This is a genomic window from Sphingomonas lycopersici (assembly GCF_026130605.1).
Classification (GTDB): Bacteria; Pseudomonadota; Alphaproteobacteria; order Sphingomonadales; family Sphingomonadaceae; genus Sphingomonas; species Sphingomonas lycopersici.
Genome location: NZ_JANFAU010000015.1, coordinates 15,839 through 33,297, shown reverse-complemented (window position 1 = coordinate 33,297; position 17,459 = coordinate 15,839). Strand labels below are relative to the sequence as shown.

Here is a 17,459-nt window from a genome sequence, read left to right as displayed (position 1 = left end):
CGAACCACTGCCCCCCACACCAACCCACCCCCAGCCCCTCCCTTGTTCAAGGGAGGAGAGACACTGCCGCCAATCGAGACGCGCACCATGACCGCGGCTGAAACCGGCGTGTGGCTCGGGCCGGCGCCGTCGGTGCGCGAGCGGGCGGCGACCTTGTTCGCCGGGGTCGCGGGGATCATGTTCGCCGGGGTCGGCCCGCTGCTGCTCGGCGCGCTCGAACATGCCGGGCGGCTGAGCGCGGCGCAGATCGGGCAGGCCGGGACGGTCGAGTTGCTGACGATGGGGCTCGCCGCCGGGCTGACCGGCGCATTGGTGGGGGCGCAGCGGCTGCGGCTGCTGACGATCTTGTGCGGCGCGCTGATGGCGCTGCTCAATGCCGCGACGATCTATTGCGACGGCTGGGTGCTGGTCGCGGTGCGCGGCGTCAACGGCGTGCCGAGCGGGGCGCTGATCTGGCTGATGACCGCGATGATCGTCCGCGCCCCGCGCCCCGAGCGCTGGGCGGCGATCTATCTGACGGTGCAGACGCTGGCGCAATTCCTCGTCGTCGCGACGCTCGGGCCGTGGGTGGTGCGCCCCTATGGCGCCGACGGCGGCTTTGCGGTGCTCGCCGCGCTGGGCGTGCTGACCGTCTTTGCCGGCTTCGCGGTGCCGCGCGGCTTCGCGCCGCTGCCGGTCGCGGCGGACGAGCCGAGCGGGCTCCCCGCCCCGCGCGGGCTCGCCGCGCTCGGCGGCGCCTTTTGCTTCAACGCCGCGATCCTTGCGGTGTGGATCTATGTCGAGCCGCTGTCGCGACAGGCCGGACATCCCGCCGGAACCGCCGATACCGCGCTGTCGCTGTCGCTCGCCGCGCAGGTGACCGGCGGGTTGCTCGCCACCTTGCTCGCCGGGCGGATGCGCTGGCTGCCCGCGCTGCTCGCATCGCAGGTCGTGATGGCCGGGCTGATGCTGGTGTTCGCGCAATTGCCCGGCACCGGCATGTTCCTCGCCGCCTCGGCGTTGTTCGGCGGGCTGTGGATGTTCGCCGCCCCGCTGATGACCCCGTTCGTGATCGAGGCCGACCCCACCCGACGCGCCGCGGTGCTCGGCTCGGGCGCGGCGCTGCTCGGCTGCAGCAGCGGGCCGCTGCTCGCCTCGCTCGCGGTGACCGACAGCGACGTGCGCGGCTGCGCGTTGCTCGGCGGCGGGGTGATGGCGGCGGCGATCGCGATCGTCCTCGCGGTCCATTTGACTCGCCGCAGCGTAATCCTCACCGCGGCGTCATGACGACATCCGCCACCACCGATCGCGCGCGCAAGCCGCGCACCCGCAAGCCGCCGCTTGCCACCAAGCTGCGCCCGCGCCAGGCACGCTCGCAGGATACGTTCGAACTGATCCTCGAAACCGCCGGGCAATTGCTCGAGCGCGTCGGGTTCGAGCAGCTCACCACCAATCTGATCTGCGAGGCGGCGGGGCTCTCGCCGCCCGCGCTCTATCGCTATTTCCCCAACAAATACGCCGTGCTCAAGGAATTGGGCGACCGGCTGATGCGCGCGCAGGATGACGAGGTGATCGCCTGGGCCGACGCCGGCGGACTGACCGGCGACACCTTCGAGGAACGGCTGGCCAAGACGCTGGCGATCCATGAGCGGATGGTGGCGATCCAGCGCGAATTTCCCGGCGGCTCGGCAATCGGCCGCGCGTTGCGCGCGGTGCCGGTGCTGCAGGACCTGCGCTTCCGCTCGCGCGACATGGTGGCGGGACATTTCTTCCGCCACATGCGCGAAATCTACCCCAATACCGATCCGCGTCGGCTCGAAGTGGTGACGCGGATGACGGTCGAGCTGAGCTACGCGGCGATGGAAATGGTGGTCGAGGAACCCGATCGCGACGCCGATATCATCAACAGAGAAGTGTGCCTGCTGTTCGCGCATTATTTCGCGAGCTTCAGCTAGGCGCCGCAACGAAAGAGACGGGCGGATGGAATGGCATAATTGGTCGGGCAGCGTTTCCGCACAGCCGCGCGCGATCGCGCGGCCGCGGAACGAAAGCGAATTGCGCGCCGCGATCCTCGCCACCCCGCGCGTCCGCGTGCGTGGCGCCGGCCATTCGTTCATGCCCTTGTGCGAGACCGACGGCACGCTGATCGACATGAGCGACTATGATGCGCCGATCGAGATCGCCGCCGATCGCGCCAGCGCCTGGGTGCCCGCCGGTTGGAGCCTCGCGCGGCTCACCGAAACATTGTGGAAAGAGGGCGTGTCGCTGATCAATCAGGGCGACGTGAACCCGCAATCGCTCGCCGGCGCCACCGCCACCGGGACACACGGCACCGGCAAGGATCTCGGCAGCCTTTCGACCCAGGTCATTGCGTTCGAACTGATGCTCGCCGACGGCTCGCTCGTCGTCTGCGATGCGGAGCATCACCCCGATCTGTTTCAGGCGCAGCGGCTGTCGCTCGGGCTGTTCGGGGTCGCGACCCGCATCCGCATCAACGTGCTGCCCGCTTATTATCTCGAGGAACGCGTCGAGGCGCGGCCGCTGGGCGAGATGGCGGAGCGCTGGCAGGAGCTCGCCGCCGCGACGCGCCATTTCGAATTCTTCGTCTTTCCCTATGCCGATACGGTGATCTTCAAGAGCCTTCACCCGATCGCGGGCGAGGGCGAGATGCCGCACTCGACCGATATCGACGAACGCCCGTTCCGCGTCGCGTGCGAATTGGGCCGCAAAGCCAATTTCCTCATCCCACCGCTCCAGCGGCTGATGATGCGGCTGAGCAGCAAGCCCTCGCGCCGCGTCGGCCCGGCGTGGCAGATCTTCCCCGGCGAGCGCACGATCCGTTTCGAGGAAATGGAATATGAACTGCCCCGCGCCGACGGGATCCCGACGCTGTTCGAAGCGATCGGCTATATCCGGCGCAAGAAGCTCCCCGTCGCCTTCCCGTTCGAATTCCGGCTGGTCGCGGGGGACGATATCTGGATGTCGCCGTTCAACCGCGGCGTGGGATCGTCGATCTCCTTCCACCAATATGCACGGATGCCGTGGCGCGCGCTGTTCGCCGAGATCGAGCCGGTGCTGCGCGGCGCCAACGGGCGGCCGCATTGGGCCAAGCGCCACACGCTCGGCCCCGATCAGGTCCACGCGCTTTATCCGAAGACCGGCGATTTCCTGAAGGTCCGCGCCGAGGTCGATCCGGCGGGCAAGTTCGTCAACGCCGACCTCGCGCGGCTGTTCGGCATCGAGAGGAAGTGACGTCATGACCGACGAGGAACTCCACCGCCATCTGGTCGGCCGACAGGGATCGCGGCGCGATCTCAACACCCCGGTGCTGGTGATCGACCGCGACGCGCTCGATCGCAACATCGCGCGGATGGCCGGGTTCGCCGCCGCCAACGGGCTGAAATTGCGCCCCCATTCCAAGACCCACAAGAGCGCCGACGTCGCGCGGCGCCAGATCGCCGCCGGCGCGGTCGGGCAATGCTGCGCCAAATTGGGCGAGGCCGAGGCGCTGGCCGATGCCGGGATCGCCGGGCTGCTGATCACCTCTCCGGTGATATCGACTCCCGCGATCGAGCGGCTCGTCGCGCTCAACGAACGCGCCGAAGGGCTGATGTGCGTCGCGGACAACCCGCACGGCGCGCGCGCGATCGCTGCGGCGGTGGCGGCGCGAGGGGGGCGCCCGCTGACCTTACTGATCGATGTCGATCCCGGAATCCACCGCACCGGGGTCGCCTCACCCGAGGCGGCGGTCGAGCTGTATCGCACGATCGCTGCCGAGCCGATGCTGCGCTACGCCGGGGTGCAATATTATTGCGGGTCGCAGCAGCATATCGAGAGCTTCGCCGAGCGCGCGGCGGCGATGCACGATCGCGCCGCCTATCTCCGCAGCGTCATTGCCGCGCTCGAGGCGGCGGGGGGCAAGCCGCCGATCGTCTCGGGCGGCGGCACCGGCACCCACCGGATCGACGCGACGCTCGATCTGTTCACCGAGCTTCAGGTCGGCTCGTACATCTTCATGGACGATCAATATCGCGTCTGCGCGCTGACCGCGGAGGAAGGCGAGATCCCCTATGAGACCGCCTTGCTGGTCGACACCCGCGTGATCAGCGCCAATTCGCCGGGGCTGGTGACGGTCGATGCCGGGATCAAATCGCTCGCCACCGACGCCAAGCCGCCGCTGGTCAACGCCGGCGCGGCGGAAGGGACGGTCTATTTCTTCATGGGCGACGAACAGGGGGCGTTGGTCCACCCCGCGGGGGATCTGCCGGCGCTCGACGCGATCGTCTCGCTCAACGCGCCGCATTGCGACCCGACGGTCAACCTCTATGATACCTATCATGTCGTGAGCGGGAATACGCTGGTCGATCTCTGGCCGGTGACGGCGCGCGGGCGATCGCGCTGACTTTTCCCTGTTACTCCCCTCCCTTGAACAAGGGAGGGGGCGGTGGTGGGTTGGCCGGCGAGGAAGCGGACCGATAACCCCCACACCCACTCACCCCAAGCCCCTCCCTTCGCCAGGGAGGGGAGTGGAAGGACGAAATCGCCCTTTACACGCGCGAAGCGATCGGGCTCACTTCGCCCCGCAATAGCGGGGGATGCGGTTGATGCGCCTGTTGCGATGGTCGTTGCTGTGCGCCGCCACCTTCGCCGCGCCCGCCGTCGCCCAGACCAACGCCCCGCTGACGCTCGATTTCAACGCCGCGCAGCAACGCCTGCTCCAGCGTTCCGACGCGATCGAAGCCTCCGCCGCCGCGCTGCGCGGCAAACAGGCGCAGGAAGGCGCCACCCGCACGCTCGGCCGCCCCGATGTCGATCTCGAGGCGCAATTGCTCGAATATCAGAAGACGCTCTACCTCCCGCTCGGCTCGCTCGCGCCGGTGGCGGAATCGTTCGGCATCCGCGATCCGCTCCGCTTCCGGCAGGAGCGCACCAGCAGTCGCCCGATCGTCACCGCGACCCTCCCGCTCTACGCCGGCGGGCAGATTTCCGGCACGCAGGCCGGCGCGCGGGCGCAGGTCGCGCAGGCCAAGGCCGATCGCGACATTGCGGTCGACAATGCGCTCGTCCAGCTCGTCCAGGCCTATTACGGCCAGCAGCTCGCCGAACGCGCGCTCGGCATCCGCCGCGACGTGCTCGACGGACTCAACCGCCATGTCGCCGATGCCGCCAAGCTGCAGCAGGAGCGCTTCATCAGCCGCGCGCAATATCTCCAGGCGGAGGTCGCGCGCGACGATGCGGCGCGTGAATATGAGAAAGCGATCTCCGATCTCGCCACCGCCAATGCCGCGCTCGCCGGGATGCTGCGCGCGCCCGACGGGGTCCACCCGCTGAGCCCGCTCGGGGTCAATTCGCGCCCGCTCGAACCGCTCGACACGTTCAAGGCCGCCGCGCTCGATGCCCACCCCCAGCTCGCGCGGCTCAAGGCGCTGGAGGATCAGGCGCGCGCCGGGGTGACGATCCAGCAATCGAAGCTGCGCCCGACGATCTACGGCTTCGGCCAGTATAATTTCGATACGCGCAATTCCTTGCTCACCGATCCCGACTGGTCGGTGGGGGTCGGCGTCAAATACAAATTGATGTCGGGCGCCGGCCGCCGCCAGCAGATCGATGCCGCGCGCGAAACGGTGGCGCAGACCGAAGCGGGGCTGCGCGAGGCGCGCACCCAGCTCGAAATCGGCGTGACCAAGGCATGGGGCGAGGTGGAGGCAGCGCGCAAACGCTTCAAACTGCTCGACAGCGCGCAAGCCTCGGCGGCGGAGAATCTCAAGCTCCAGACGCTCTCCTATCGCGAGCAGCAGGCGACCTCGCTCGATGTCGTCGACGCCCAGCTCGGGCTCGGCCGCGCACGGATCCAGCGCGCGCAGGCGGCCAACGATTATGTCCAGGCGCTCGCGCAATTGCTCAGCATGAGCGGCCAGATGGACCGCATGCCCGATTATCTCGCGCGGATGGATGAGGTGATTCCATGACCGATACCGCGATCGACGAAACCCCGCCCCCCGCCCGGCGCACGCTGGCGCGGCCGATCGCGGCGATCGTGGTCGTCGCCTTGCTCGCGCTGGGGCTGTGGCTCGCCTATCGCCCCGCACCGGGGCAGATTCAGGGGATGGTCGATGCGCGCGAGATGCGCATCACGAGCAAGGTCACCGCGCGGATCGCGGCTTTCCATGTCGAGGAGGGCCAGCAGGTCAAGGCCGGGCAATTGCTCTATACGCTCGACAGCCCCGAAGTCGCCGCCAAGTCCGAGCAGGCCGGCGGCGCGCTGGCGGCGGCGCAGGCGGTGGAGAGCAAGGCCGACGAAGGCGCGCGGCCCGAGGATATCCGCGCCGCCGAGGCGCAATGGCGCCGCGCCCAGGCCGCCGCCGATCTCGCGCAGACCACCGCCGCGCGCACCGATCGGCTGTTTCGGCAGGGGGTAATCGCCGGGCAGAAGGCGGACGAGGCGCGGACCAATGCCGTCGCCTCGGTCGAACAGGCCAAGGCGGCGCGCGCGCAATATGATCTCGCGCTGGCCGGCGCGCGGCGGCAGGACAAGGCCGCGGCGAGCGGGCAGGTGCAGCAGGCGCGCGGCGCGGTCGCGGAGGTCAAGGCCGCCGCTGACGAGACCCGCGTGGTCGCCCCGGCCGACGGGGAGGTCGGCAAGCGCCTCGCCCAGCCCGGCGAATTGGTGCCGCAGGGCTTTCCGGTGTTCATGCTCACCGATACCGCGCATCCCTGGGTGACGCTCAACGTGCGCGAGGATCAGCTCCACGGGCTTGCGCGCGGCAAGGAGCTGGAGGGGACGGTCCCCGCGCTCGCCAACCGCCGCGTGCGGTTTCGCGTGATCTACACGGCGCCGGCGGGCGATTTCGCCACCTGGCGCGCGACGCGGCAATCGAGCGGGTTCGATATCAAGAGCTTCGAGGTGCGCGTCATCCCGGTCGCGCCGGTCGAGGGGCTGCGGCCGGGGATGACCGTGCTGTTCGACTGGCCGGCGTAGCCCGCGTGGCAAGCGCCTTCGCCAGCGCATTGCGCCGCGAAGCGCGCTTCCTCGCGACGCATTTCTGGGATCTCGCGCTGGTGACCTGGGTGCCGCTGGCGCTGATGGCGCTGGTGGCGGTCCAGCTTTCGGCGGGGGTGATGCGCGAGCTGCCGATCGTGGTGGTCGACCACGACGGCACGGCGATATCGCGCGAGCTGACGCGGCGGCTCGATGCCGCGCCGGGGGTCAGCGTCGTCGCGCGCCCGGGGGAAATGGGCGCGGCGGAGCGGCTGGTGCGATCCGGCAAGGCCTATGCGGTGGTGCTGATCCCGGTCGATACCGAGCGCGCGGTGCTGCGCGGCACGACCGCCAGCATCACCACCTTCTACAATGCGAGCTATTCGACCCCCGCGGGCGCGGCGCTGCGCGAGGTGGGCAATGTCGTGCAGGGCTATGCCGCGGCCTTGGCGCCGACGCAGACCGCCGCGGTCGCCGGGCCCGGCAAGGTGCGCCGCCCGCCGATCGCGGCGCAGAGCGCCGTGCTGTTCAACCCGCAGGGCAGTTACGAATTGCAGCTTGTCGCGCTGATCCACCCGGCGTTGCTGCATCTGATCTTCATGGTCGCGGCGGCGAGCGCGCTCGGCCGCGAATTGCGCGACGGGACGATCGGGGCGTGGATCGGCGATGAGCCGCCCGCGCGCGCCGCGGCGGCGGTGGCGGGGAAGCTCGCGCTCTATCTCGCGATCTTCACCGGCTGGGGGCTGCTGGCGATCGGCTATGTCGCGGGGTTGCGCGGCTGGCCCGTCGCCGGGAGCGTCGCGATGCTGATCGCGGGCTATGCCGCGATGTATCTTGCCTATATCGGGGTGACCCTGCTCGTCGTCGGGCTGACGCTGACGATGGGCAAGGCGCTGTCGGTCGCCGGCCTCTATGCCGGCGCGTCCTTCGCCTTTGCCGGGGCGATCTTCCCGATCGAATCCGCCTCCGCCTTCGCGCGGCTGTGGAGCGCGCTGCTGCCTTATTCGGCCTTTGCCAAATTGCTCGCCGAACAATGGATCATGGCCGCGCCGGTCACCCAGTCCGCACGGCAGCTTCTGGCGATGCTCGCCTTCCTGCTCGTCGGCGGCGCGATCGGGTTGCCGCGTTATCTGTCGGCGGCGCAGCGGCCCGAAACCTGGGGGCGGCGATGATCGGGCGCGCCTTTCTCGCCACCTTTCGCGCGATCCTGTCCGACAGTTCGGCGATGATGCTGCTGATCGGATCGTGCATCCTCTACGCCTTTTTCTACCCATCGGCCTATTCGGGCGAGGTGGCGGAGCGGATGCCGGTCGCGGTGGTCGATATGGATCACAGCGGCACCAGCCGCGCGCTCGAAATACGGCTGCGCGCGGTGCAACAGGCCGAGGTGACCGCGCGCCCGCCCTCCCCCGCCGCGGCGTTGCGCTTGCTCAAGGCACGGCAGGTCGGCGCGATCGTGGTGATCCCGGAGGGGTTCGAGCGGCGCATCCTCTCCGGCGGGCAGGGCGTGGTCGCGCTCTACGGCAACGGCGCCTATCTGCTGCGCACCAGCACCGCGCTCGCCGGGGTCGGCGCGGCGCTCGGCGCGGTCGGGCGCGAGGCGGCGGTCGATCAGGCGATGGCGCAGGGCGCGCCCGCCCCGCCTGCGCTGGCGATGATCCAGCGCCCGCTGTTCAACACCCGCGAAGGCTATGGCGCGACGATCTTCCCGGGGGTCGCCTTCCTCATCATCCAGCAGACGCTCCTGATGGGTCTCGCCCTGCTGGCCGCGACGATGCGCGAGCAGCAGGGCGCGCTGAGCTTCGCGCCGCGCACATTGCTGGGGATCGCGCTGGCGTTCTTCGTCATCGGCTGCGCCAATGTCGCGTGGTTCACCGGCTTCGTCTTCTGGTTCCAGGATTATCCGCGCGCGCAAGCCGATCCGGTGGCGCTGCTCGCCTCCGCGGCCCTGTTCGTCGCCGCGACCGTTGCGGGGGCGCTCGCGCTCGGCAGCTTCTTCCGCACGCGCGAGCGGCCGATCCAATTGTGGATCGTCACCTCGGTGCCGATCTTCTTCCTCTCGGGCCTGTCATGGCCGAAGGAAGCGACCCCGCACTGGCTGACGCTCGCCGCGAAACTGCTGCCCACCACCCCCGGGATCCGGCTGATGGTCGGGGTCAACCAGATGGGCGCGTCGCTCAGCGAACAGCGCGGCGAGCTGATCAATCTCGCCGCGCTGATCCTGCTCTACGGCGCAATCGCGCTATGGCGGTATCGCCCGCGCACCGCCTGACTTATTTCGCGATGCCCGCCGCGCCGATCACGGTCGCGAGGCTCATCGTCATGTAACGCACGGTCTCGTCGCGATCGAGCAGCAGCCGCTCGTCGGGCGCGTGCGAGCGTTCGGTGTGGAAGCCCGAACCGATCGTCACCGCCGGGATGCCGAGGCTCATCGGCAGGTTGGAATCGGTCGAGCTGCTCTCGAGTTCGGGCTTGCCGCCGCCGATCGCGATCGCCGCCATCGCGGTCTTGACCAACGCCACATCGGGCGCGGTGTGGCCGACCGGGCGATCACCGATCAGTTCGAGCTTATACTCGATCTTGCCCTTGGCGGTGGAGCGCGCCGCATTCTCGCGCGCGACCGCGGGGTCGAGGATCGATTTCAGATAGGCGTCTTCCTTCGCCAGCTCGCCGGCATCGACCGAGCGCATGTCGACCGTCATCGCGGTTTCGAACGGGATCGAATTGACCGAGGTGCCGCCCTCGACCACGCCGACATTATAGGTCGTCTTGGGGTTCGCCGGCACCTTCATCTTGCCGAATTCGACCATCGCATCGGCCATCGCATAGGCCGGGTTGACCAGCCCGAACGCGCCGAAGCTGTGCCCGCCGGGCCCCTTGAAGGTGATCTTATAGCGCTTCGAGCCGACCCCGCCGTTGGTCACGCGGTCGCGCCCCGGCTCGACCGAGATGAACTGCGCGATGCGGCCCTTATACTTCCCCTTGTTGAACAGATGCCGCATCCCGCGCAGATCGCCCGGCCCTTCCTCGCCGACGTCGCCCATGAACAGGATGTCGCTCCTGGTGCGGATCCCCGCCTTGTCGAGCGCGCGGATGAAGGCGAGCAGCACCGGCAGGCTCGAGGTATCGTCGCCGACGCCGGGGGCGTTGAGATAATTGCCCTCGCGGCGCACCTTGGTGTCGGTGCCCTCGGGGAAGACGGTGTCGAGATGCGCCGCGACGACCAGTAGCGTGCCGCCGCCGGTCCCCTTGCGCAGCCCCATCACATTGCCTTCTTCATCCGCCTCGACATCGGTGAGCCCGGCAGCGCGCAGCATCTCCAGATAGGCGGCGGCGCGCTTGGCTTCCTTGAATGGCGGCGCGGGGATTTCGGTCAGCGTGGTGATCTCGCTGACGATGCGATCGTAGTCCGCCGCAAGCGACTGGCGCGCGACGTTGAACGCGCGGCTGCCGTAAAGCGCGCGCATCATCGCCTCGGTATCGCCGGCCGGCTTGGCGGCGGCGGGCGTCGCGAGCACGGCCGCAACGGAAAGCAACATCGAAAAACGCTTCATCAGATCCCCTCTTTTATCTTCACGACACCATTCACCGTCATGCCGGGCTCGACCCGGCAATCAGAGTCGCGAACTCCTTCGCCCGTTGCTCTGGATGCCGGATCAAGTCCGGCATGACGATAAAATGTCGATTGGCTCAACCTATTTCGCCGCGCCCGCAAGCCGGATCACGCCGACGCCCTTGTCGATCGCGATCTTCGTCCCGAACGGCTGCGACAGCCGCGCGAGCCGCTCGAGGATGCGCGCGCCGGTCGCAGGATCGGCGAGGTGCGGCACGCCGCGGTCGGCGCCCTTGGCGGTTACCCCCAAATCGACCGGATAGAGCCGGATTTCCGCGACATTGCCGTCGACATAGCGGCTCTCCGCGATCACCGTTTCATAAAGATTGGGATCGCCGAAGATCGCCGAGCCGCGCGCCTGGAGGAATTCGGGCGCGGTAACCTTCGCCGGATCGACGCCGAACTGCTCGTACATATCGGCCGGCAGATGATCGAGCGAGTTGTTCATCATCGCGAAGTTGCCGAGCGAATAGAAGATCGGCCGCCCCTTGTAGATCTCGATCCCGCGCAATTGGTGCGGGCCGTGAGTGATGAAGGCATCGGCGCCCGCGTCGATCGCGCGATGCGCGAAATCGACAGTGAATGCCGGCGGCTGCTGAACCGCCTCGCTCGGCTCGTGATTGTGGAGCGAGAAGATCACGAAATTGCCGTTCTGCTTGGCCTGACGGATCGAACGCAGATTGCCTTCAACGTCGCGCCCATTCGCATCATAGTCGAGCGTCATCGGTGACTGCGGCGACGGGGTGGCGCGATAGACGCGCTCGCCGAGCTTGACCGCCGCATCGGGCTTGGTCCCCGCGATCCGCGCCAGCGTGGCGAGATCGGCGTCGGACACCAGCCCGATCTCCTGCGTGCGGATGACATTGGCGCCCGGCCGCCCCGGCACCATCCCGAGCGGATCGGCCGCGGGGGTCATCGGGGTGAAGGTCGAGGTGGCGGCGACCAGCCCGACGCGGCCGTGCGGCGCATCGAGGTAACGCGGGCTGCGCGCCTCGGCCATCGTCCGCCCGGTGCCGGCATGGACCAGCTTGGCCGCATCGAGCCGCTTGATCGTTTCAAGCAGCCCTTCGGCGCCCCAGTCGGTCGCGTGATTGTTGGCGGTGCTGACGACGTCGAACCCCATCGCGACGAGATCGTCGACCACCTTGGGATCGCCGAGCATCCAGGTGCCGCCGGACTCCGCCTGCGGCGCGCCTTTGAAGGTCGGGAGATCGAACACCACCTCCTCGAAATTGCCGAAGGTTACATCGGCGCGGCGCAGGATGCGCAGCATCTCGGGCGACTTGCGTTCGATCGTCGCGAGCATCGGGCGGAGATAGATCAGGTCACCGACCGCGGTGAGCGTGAACGCGCCGGAGATCGGCGCGCTCGGCACCGGGGTGATGGTCAGCGCATTGCGCTCCTTCGCCGTCGCATTGGTGCCCATGAGGCAGCACAGCGCCACCGCCGTCGCCAATGCTGCGATCCGCCCGAAACGCCGTGCCGCCATCCGTCTTTCTCCCTGTTCAGACGCAAAATGACCCGCTCGCCTGAGCCTGTCGAAGGGCTGCACTTCTTTCGGGGGAAGAAAGTACAGGGCGTCGACTGGCTCAGCCCGAACGGGTTTGGGTAATCCCCATTCAACGACGCGACCTAGCTCAAGAGGCTGTCGGCAACCTGTCACGCCGCCACGGGCGACGCATCCTCCGGCACCCGGAAATCGACCGTCACGCGCAGCCCGCTCCCGTCTGCGCAATCGCCCAGCGCGACCCTCGCGCCGATCCGCTCGGCAAGCGCGCGGACGATCGGCAGCCCGAGCCCGCTGCCAAGCGGCGCATCCTCGCGCGCGATGCGGTAGAAACGCTCCCACACCTTTTCGCGCTCGCTTTCGGGGATGCCGGGGCCGTCATCCTCGATCGTCAGCCGCGCCGCGCCATCTTCGCGCGCCACCGTCACGCGCACCCCGCCGCCGGGGCGATTGTAGCGGATCGCATTATCGATCAGATTGCCCGCCAGCTCGCCCGCCAGCGCCGGATCGCCGAGCGCCGCCACCGGCCCCCTGGCGGCGAAGGAAATGTCGATCTCGTCATCCTCGCCCTGTGCCGCGCGATCGGCGGTGACGCGCCCGGCGAGCGCGGTAAGGTCGAACGGCTGGAGCGGCTGGATCGATTGCTCGTCGGTCCGCGCCAGCGCGATCAGCTGGAGCAGCAGCCGCTCGAGCGATTCGACCGCATGGGTGATATCGCCGATCGCATCGCGCGCCGCCGGCGCATGCGGCCCGGCGCGGCGCAGCACGTCGAGATGCACCCGCGCCACCGCCAGCGGGGTGCGCATCTGGTGCGAGGCGCTGGAGGTGAACTGACGCAGCGAGCGATCGGCCTTTTCCAGCCGGGTCATCAGCCCGTTGAACGAATCGACGAACGGCATCGTCTCGCGCGGCATATCGGGCTGTGGCCGAAGACGGAATTGCAGCGAGGGATCGTTCTGCGCGTCGCGCACCTGGCGGGTCAGCGCGGCAAACGGGCGCAGCCCCCAGCCGATCGCCAGCCAGATCAACAGCGCCGCCACCGCGAGCACCGCGAGCCCCTCGCCCGCGATCTGCACCGCATAGCCGCGCGTATAGGCGGTCTGGTCGTCGACATAATCGGCGATCTGGATCGCGACGAGATCGGGGCCGCCGTCCAGCCGGCGGATTTCGGTCGCGATCCGCACCGGGCGGCCGTGGAGCATCCCGTCGCGCAGATAGGCCGCCTGGGTCACGCTGTCGGCATCGCCCGGATCGATATAGCCGCGCACCATCTGGGTGTCGCGCGCCTGTTTCTTGAATTGCGCCGGCGGGTGGCGATCGATCGGGCCGTCGTCGCGCACGCGATAGTCGGCGGGCGGCGTGAGCCCCGGATCGCCCATCAGCACCTCGCTGCCGCGATAGACGCTGAAATTGACCACCGGCCGCGCGCGTCGCTTGAGCAGATGGATGACGAGCGGCGCGATCCGCTGGCGCACATCGGGGGGCTGATCGAAGGCGAGGCTCAAGGTGCGCACCGATCCCACCAGCACGCGATCGAGCGTGTCGGCATCGGTCGCCCCGACGACCCAGCCGGTGATCCCGGTGAGCAGCGCGACGAGCAGCGCCAGCGGCAGCATCACTGCCGCGATCAGCCGCGCCTGCAACGATTTGTAGCGCCGCACCGCCACCGGTCAGGCGGCCTCGATCATATAGCCGAGCCCGCGCACCGTGCGGATCGCCGGCCCGTTGTCGCCGAGCTTGCGGCGCAGCCGGCCGACATAGACCTCCAGCGCGTTGATCCCGACATTGTCGTCGAAGCTGAACACCTCCGCCGAAAGCTGCTCCTTGCCGACCAGCCGGCCGGGGCGCGTCATCAGCGTTTCGAGCACCGCCAGCTCGCGCGGGCGGAGCGGCACGACCACCCCGTCGAGAAACACGGTGCGGCTCGACCGATCGAATTCGAGCGTGCCGAGCCGCAGCACCGGCGCCGGGGTGCCGTGCGCGCGGCGCATCAGCGCGCGGACCCGCGAATGCAGCTCGCGCGGGTCGAACGGCTTGACCATATAATCGTCGGCGCCGCCGTCGAGCCCGAGGATGCGATCGTCGACGCGATCGCGTGCGGTGAGGATCAGGATCGGGGTCGCCACCCCCGCATGGCGCAGCCGGCGGAGCAGATCGATCCCGTCCATCCCCGGCAGCCCGAGATCGAGCACGATCGCGGCATAAGGCTCGCTCGGCGCGATCATCAGCGCATCCTCGCCGGTGCCGAAGATGTCGACCGACAGCCCCTCCGACGCGAGCGACGAGGCGATGCCACGCGCGAGCGCCGCGTCGTCCTCCACCAGCATGATACGCATGACAGCCTCCTTGGGACGCGATTGCGTCCGAAACGGGATCACCTAGCCCCGTTCGGGCTGAGCTTGTCGAAGCCCTGCCCTTTTCTTCCGAAGAAGAGGTGCAGCCCTGCGACGGGTCCCATGAAAATATTACTTTCATGGGTGCCCTCACAAGCTCGGGGCGAACGGATGTGTCTCGTGCGCGATCCCTAGGGTCCAAAGCTGTTCCGGGCAACGCAACGGTCATCCGGTGCGCCCGATACGAAAAAGGGGAGCGACCGCTTCGGCGATCGCTCCCCCGATTTTCGCATCAGCTGCGCCGGCGCCTCAGAAGTGAACCTTCGCGCCGACGTTGATGTAGCGACCGATCGAATCGTAGAAGATCGAGCCATAAGTGGTCAGCGGCGGCTTGCGATCGAACAAATTGTTGACGCTGGCGAACCAGGTCAGCCCGCCGATCGTCGCCTGCCCGCCGAGATCGAAATAGGTGCGGCTGTTGATCTTGTTGTTGGCCAGATCGAGCGTGTGGTCATAGACCCCGCCGCCGACATAACGCACCCGCGCGTCGATCGAGAAATCGCTGTTCGAATAGCTGATCGAGCCGGTCCCGCGCCACTTCGGCGTGCCGAAGCTGACGCCGTCGCCGACGTCGCCCGCGCGCTGGATCACCGCCACGCCGTTGTTGATCTCGACCTTGGGGACATAGGTCGCCAGCACGCGGAAGCGCAGCGACCCGGGCAGGCTACTGATGCGGTTCATCGGCAGCACATAGGATGCCTCCATATCGAGCCCGCGCGTCTTATATTGCGCGAGGTTGATGTAGGTCGACCGGATCGTTGTCGGCGCGCCGTTGGCGTCGCGCTCGATTTGCGCGCAGGCGGCGTTGTTGCCCAGCCCGCAGCTCGTGATGATGTCCTGCGCACCGAGCGAGACGATCGCGTCCTGGATGTCGATCTTATAATAATCGACCGAGAGGTTGAGGCCACGGATCGCCGTCGGCGTGAACACCGCGCCGAGCGTCAGCGTGCTGCCGATTTCCGGGCGCAGTCGCGGATTGCCGCCGGCATAGCGGGTCACCGTATAGGTATTGCCGTTCTCCGCGACGGAGAAGAAGCTGGTCGCCACGGTCGTGTACAGCTCGGTCAGGCTGCCCGAGCGGATGTCGCGCGAGCGCGAGAAACGCAGGAGCAGGTTGTCGAAGATACGATCGGTCGCGCCGACCTTCCACGACCAGATGCCGCCCGAGGTGCTATAGTGGCTGTACCGCGCCGCGCCGTTGATATCGAGCTTGCTGAACGGCTGGTCGAGCAGCGGGATGGCGACTTCGCCGAAGCCTTCCTGGACGTTGAACCCGCCGTTGAGCGGCGAGAAGTTGAAGCGGCTGAACCCGCCCGCGGCCGAGGTCGGATCGAGCGAGTTGGTGGTGATGCTCTCCCACCGCGCCTCGCCGCCGACCGCGACCGAGACCGGGCCAGCCCAGGTGTTGAAGGCGTCGCCACGCAACGAGAAGCCGGTGGTGTCGAGCTTGGTGGTGTAGACCACGCTCGCCTGGTTGCCGAACACATAGCGCACCGCGGCCGGATCGGCGCGGCCCGCGCCGAGGATGTTGAGCGGGCGGCAGGCGGTGTTGGGGTTGGTCAGCGCATCGCGGCAGACGATATTGCCGCTGCCGTCACGCACCGCGTCGAGCGCGTTCTTGAGGTTCGCGCCGGTGATCTGATTGTCATAGCTCTGCGCGTTGCGCAGTTCGCCGTGCGCATAATAAGCGCTGTACTTCCACTTGCCGTCGCCGATCGTGCCGTCGACCCCGATCGCGCCCTCGATGTTGCGGCGGCTGAACCCGAAGGTGCGCATGCCGTAATCCTCGAACACGCGCCCGACCGTGATGTCGGTCGCCGCGGCGCCCAGCGCCTGCTGGACATAGGGGTTGGTCGCCTTCAGCGCATAGCTGCCGGTTTCGGCATAGAAGGGATATTTCGCCCAGATGCGGCTGAACGTTGCATCGGCCCAGAAATTGGCCTGGCCGACTTCATAGCTGACGCGGGCGTAGCTGTTGTAGCGCTGATAGGGGTTGGTCAGCGTATGTTCGCTGTTCGACGAGACGCCCTCGCCGCCGACCATCGTGGTGCCGCCGACCCCGACCTGGCCGAATTGGAACGGGCGCAGCGACCCGTCGGCGTTGAAGGTCTGGCCCTTGAGCGCCCCGGCACTGGTGATCAGGCCGTTGGTGCCGTAATTGGCGTAGAACACGTCGCGCGACAGGATGAGCTTATGTCCGTTCGCGCCGCCGACCGGCGAGAACAGATCGGTGCTGCCGACATTGGGCCGCGAGAAGCGGTTCGAAATGCCCATATCCTGCTGATATTCGCCGCCGATCATGAAATGACCGCGGCCGCCGGCGAAGCTGGTGCCGAACGAGCCGTTGAAGCTGTAGCGGTGGCCGTCGCCGCGCGAGGAAATGCCGTTCTGCGCGCCGACCGTCAGGCCCTGCAATTTATCGTCGAGGATCAGATTGACCACGCCGCCGACTGCGCCCGAGCCCCAGGCCGCGCTGGCGCCGCCGGTGACGACCTCGACCCGCTTGAGCATGTTCTGCGGGATCGTGTTCAAATCGGCCGAGCCGGTGAAGCGGCGGTTGTTGAGCAAGGTCAGCGTGCGCGTCACGCCCAGCCCGCGCAAATCCATCGCCGAGGAGGAGGAATTGGTGTTGGCGACGGTGCTGGTCGGGGTCTGCGTCGCGCGGAACTGCGGCAGATCGTTGAGCGCCTGCGCGATGCTCGGACGCGCGCCGATGCGCAGATCGGCCTCGCCGACCACGGTGGTCGGGGTCGGCGCGTCGAAGCCCGCCTTGTCGATGCGCGAACCGGTGACGACGATATCAGTCTGCGCCTCGGCGGCGGTCGATTCCCCGGCGGCGGGCGCCGGCGCGGTCTGCGCGATCGCCGCGCCGGCGGCGAGCGAGGTCAGCAGGATGGCGGTGCCGGCGGTGCCGCGGAGCAGCGCGCCGCGCAGGCGGTCACAACGGTTCGACATGATAACTTCCCTTTTGATCGAGCCAGTTCGCCG

At 68.2% G+C, this 17,459-nt stretch carries 13 protein-coding genes; 8 read left to right on the top strand and 5 right to left on the bottom strand.

Features of this window, described 5'->3' with window-relative positions:
• Positions 1-87 precede the first annotated feature (87 nt).
• From NED98_RS20385 to NED98_RS20350, 8 genes are all read left to right on the top strand, one after another.
• Complete coding sequence (locus NED98_RS20385) at positions 88-1,266, top strand: MFS transporter (RefSeq protein WP_179512645.1); 1,179 nt, start codon at positions 88-90, stop codon at positions 1,264-1,266.
• Positions 1,263-1,934: a TetR/AcrR family transcriptional regulator gene (locus NED98_RS20380; protein WP_265314252.1), complete on the top strand. Its 672-nt coding sequence runs from the start codon at positions 1,263-1,265 to the stop codon at positions 1,932-1,934. The genes NED98_RS20385 and NED98_RS20380 overlap by 4 nt, the downstream gene beginning before the upstream one ends.
• A gap of 25 nt (positions 1,935-1,959) precedes the next feature.
• Positions 1,960-3,231: a D-arabinono-1,4-lactone oxidase gene (locus NED98_RS20375; RefSeq protein ID WP_265314251.1), complete on the top strand. Its 1,272-nt coding sequence runs from the start codon at positions 1,960-1,962 to the stop codon at positions 3,229-3,231.
• Between the two features lie 4 nt (positions 3,232-3,235).
• Positions 3,236-4,381, top strand: coding sequence for a DSD1 family PLP-dependent enzyme (locus NED98_RS20370; protein WP_265314250.1), 1,146 nt, complete (start codon positions 3,236-3,238; stop codon positions 4,379-4,381).
• Between the two features lie 202 nt (positions 4,382-4,583).
• Positions 4,584-5,948: a TolC family protein gene (locus NED98_RS20365; protein WP_265314249.1), complete on the top strand. Its 1,365-nt coding sequence runs from the start codon at positions 4,584-4,586 to the stop codon at positions 5,946-5,948.
• Positions 5,945-6,958, top strand: a complete 1,014-nt coding sequence (locus NED98_RS20360; RefSeq protein WP_179512650.1) for an HlyD family secretion protein — start codon at positions 5,945-5,947, stop codon at positions 6,956-6,958. Before NED98_RS20365 ends, NED98_RS20360 begins: the two co-directional genes overlap by 4 nt.
• A 5-nt stretch (positions 6,959-6,963) precedes the next feature.
• Complete coding sequence (locus NED98_RS20355) at positions 6,964-8,130, top strand: ABC transporter permease (RefSeq protein ID WP_265314248.1); 1,167 nt, start codon at positions 6,964-6,966, stop codon at positions 8,128-8,130.
• The gene (locus NED98_RS20350) at positions 8,127-9,230 is read left to right on the top strand and encodes an ABC transporter permease (RefSeq protein WP_265314247.1); all 1,104 of its coding nucleotides are present in this window, start codon (positions 8,127-8,129) and stop codon (positions 9,228-9,230) included. Before NED98_RS20355 ends, NED98_RS20350 begins: the two co-directional genes overlap by 4 nt.
• A gap of 1 nt (position 9,231) precedes the next feature.
• Here the strand turns inward: NED98_RS20350 and NED98_RS20345 are convergent, their stop codons facing one another.
• From NED98_RS20345 to NED98_RS20325, 5 genes are all read right to left on the bottom strand, one after another.
• Positions 9,232-10,512 carry a M20/M25/M40 family metallo-hydrolase gene (locus tag NED98_RS20345; protein WP_265314246.1) on the bottom strand — a complete coding sequence of 427 codons (1,281 nt, stop codon included), beginning with the start codon at positions 10,510-10,512 and terminating at the stop codon, positions 9,232-9,234.
• A gap of 141 nt (positions 10,513-10,653) precedes the next feature.
• Entirely contained in the window at positions 10,654-12,060 is a 1,407-nt protein-coding gene (locus tag NED98_RS20340) for a CapA family protein (RefSeq protein WP_265314245.1), read from the bottom strand.
• Positions 12,061-12,230: 170 nt separating this feature from the next.
• Positions 12,231-13,745, bottom strand: a complete 1,515-nt coding sequence (locus NED98_RS20335) for an ATP-binding protein (RefSeq protein ID WP_265271377.1) — start codon at positions 13,743-13,745, stop codon at positions 12,231-12,233.
• 3 nt (positions 13,746-13,748) lie between these two features.
• Positions 13,749-14,414 carry a response regulator gene (locus tag NED98_RS20330; RefSeq protein WP_179512655.1) on the bottom strand — a complete coding sequence of 222 codons (666 nt, stop codon included), beginning with the start codon at positions 14,412-14,414 and terminating at the stop codon, positions 13,749-13,751.
• 306 nt (positions 14,415-14,720) lie between these two features.
• Positions 14,721-17,426 (bottom strand): TonB-dependent receptor domain-containing protein, encoded by a 2,706-nt coding sequence (locus NED98_RS20325; protein ID WP_265314244.1) that lies wholly within the window; start codon positions 17,424-17,426, stop codon positions 14,721-14,723.
• Positions 17,427-17,459: the final 33 nt, after the last annotated feature.

Coding starts and splice junctions, on each gene's coding strand:
- NED98_RS20345 (WP_265314246.1), bottom strand. CDS start 10,512: ATGAAGCGTTTTTCGATGTTGCTTTCCGTTGCGGCCGTGCTCGCGACG.
- NED98_RS20350 (WP_265314247.1), top strand. CDS start 8,127: ATGATCGGGCGCGCCTTTCTCGCCACCTTTCGCGCGATCCTGTCCGAC.
- NED98_RS20370 (WP_265314250.1), top strand. CDS start 3,236: ATGACCGACGAGGAACTCCACCGCCATCTGGTCGGCCGACAGGGATCG.
- NED98_RS20385 (WP_179512645.1), top strand. CDS start 88: ATGACCGCGGCTGAAACCGGCGTGTGGCTCGGGCCGGCGCCGTCGGTG.
- NED98_RS20325 (WP_265314244.1), bottom strand. CDS start 17,426: ATGTCGAACCGTTGTGACCGCCTGCGCGGCGCGCTGCTCCGCGGCACC.
- NED98_RS20365 (WP_265314249.1), top strand. CDS start 4,584: ATGCGCCTGTTGCGATGGTCGTTGCTGTGCGCCGCCACCTTCGCCGCG.
- NED98_RS20340 (WP_265314245.1), bottom strand. CDS start 12,060: ATGGCGGCACGGCGTTTCGGGCGGATCGCAGCATTGGCGACGGCGGTG.
- NED98_RS20360 (WP_179512650.1), top strand. CDS start 5,945: ATGACCGATACCGCGATCGACGAAACCCCGCCCCCCGCCCGGCGCACG.
- NED98_RS20380 (WP_265314252.1), top strand. CDS start 1,263: ATGACGACATCCGCCACCACCGATCGCGCGCGCAAGCCGCGCACCCGC.
- NED98_RS20330 (WP_179512655.1), bottom strand. CDS start 14,414: ATGCGTATCATGCTGGTGGAGGACGACGCGGCGCTCGCGCGTGGCATC.
- NED98_RS20375 (WP_265314251.1), top strand. CDS start 1,960: ATGGAATGGCATAATTGGTCGGGCAGCGTTTCCGCACAGCCGCGCGCG.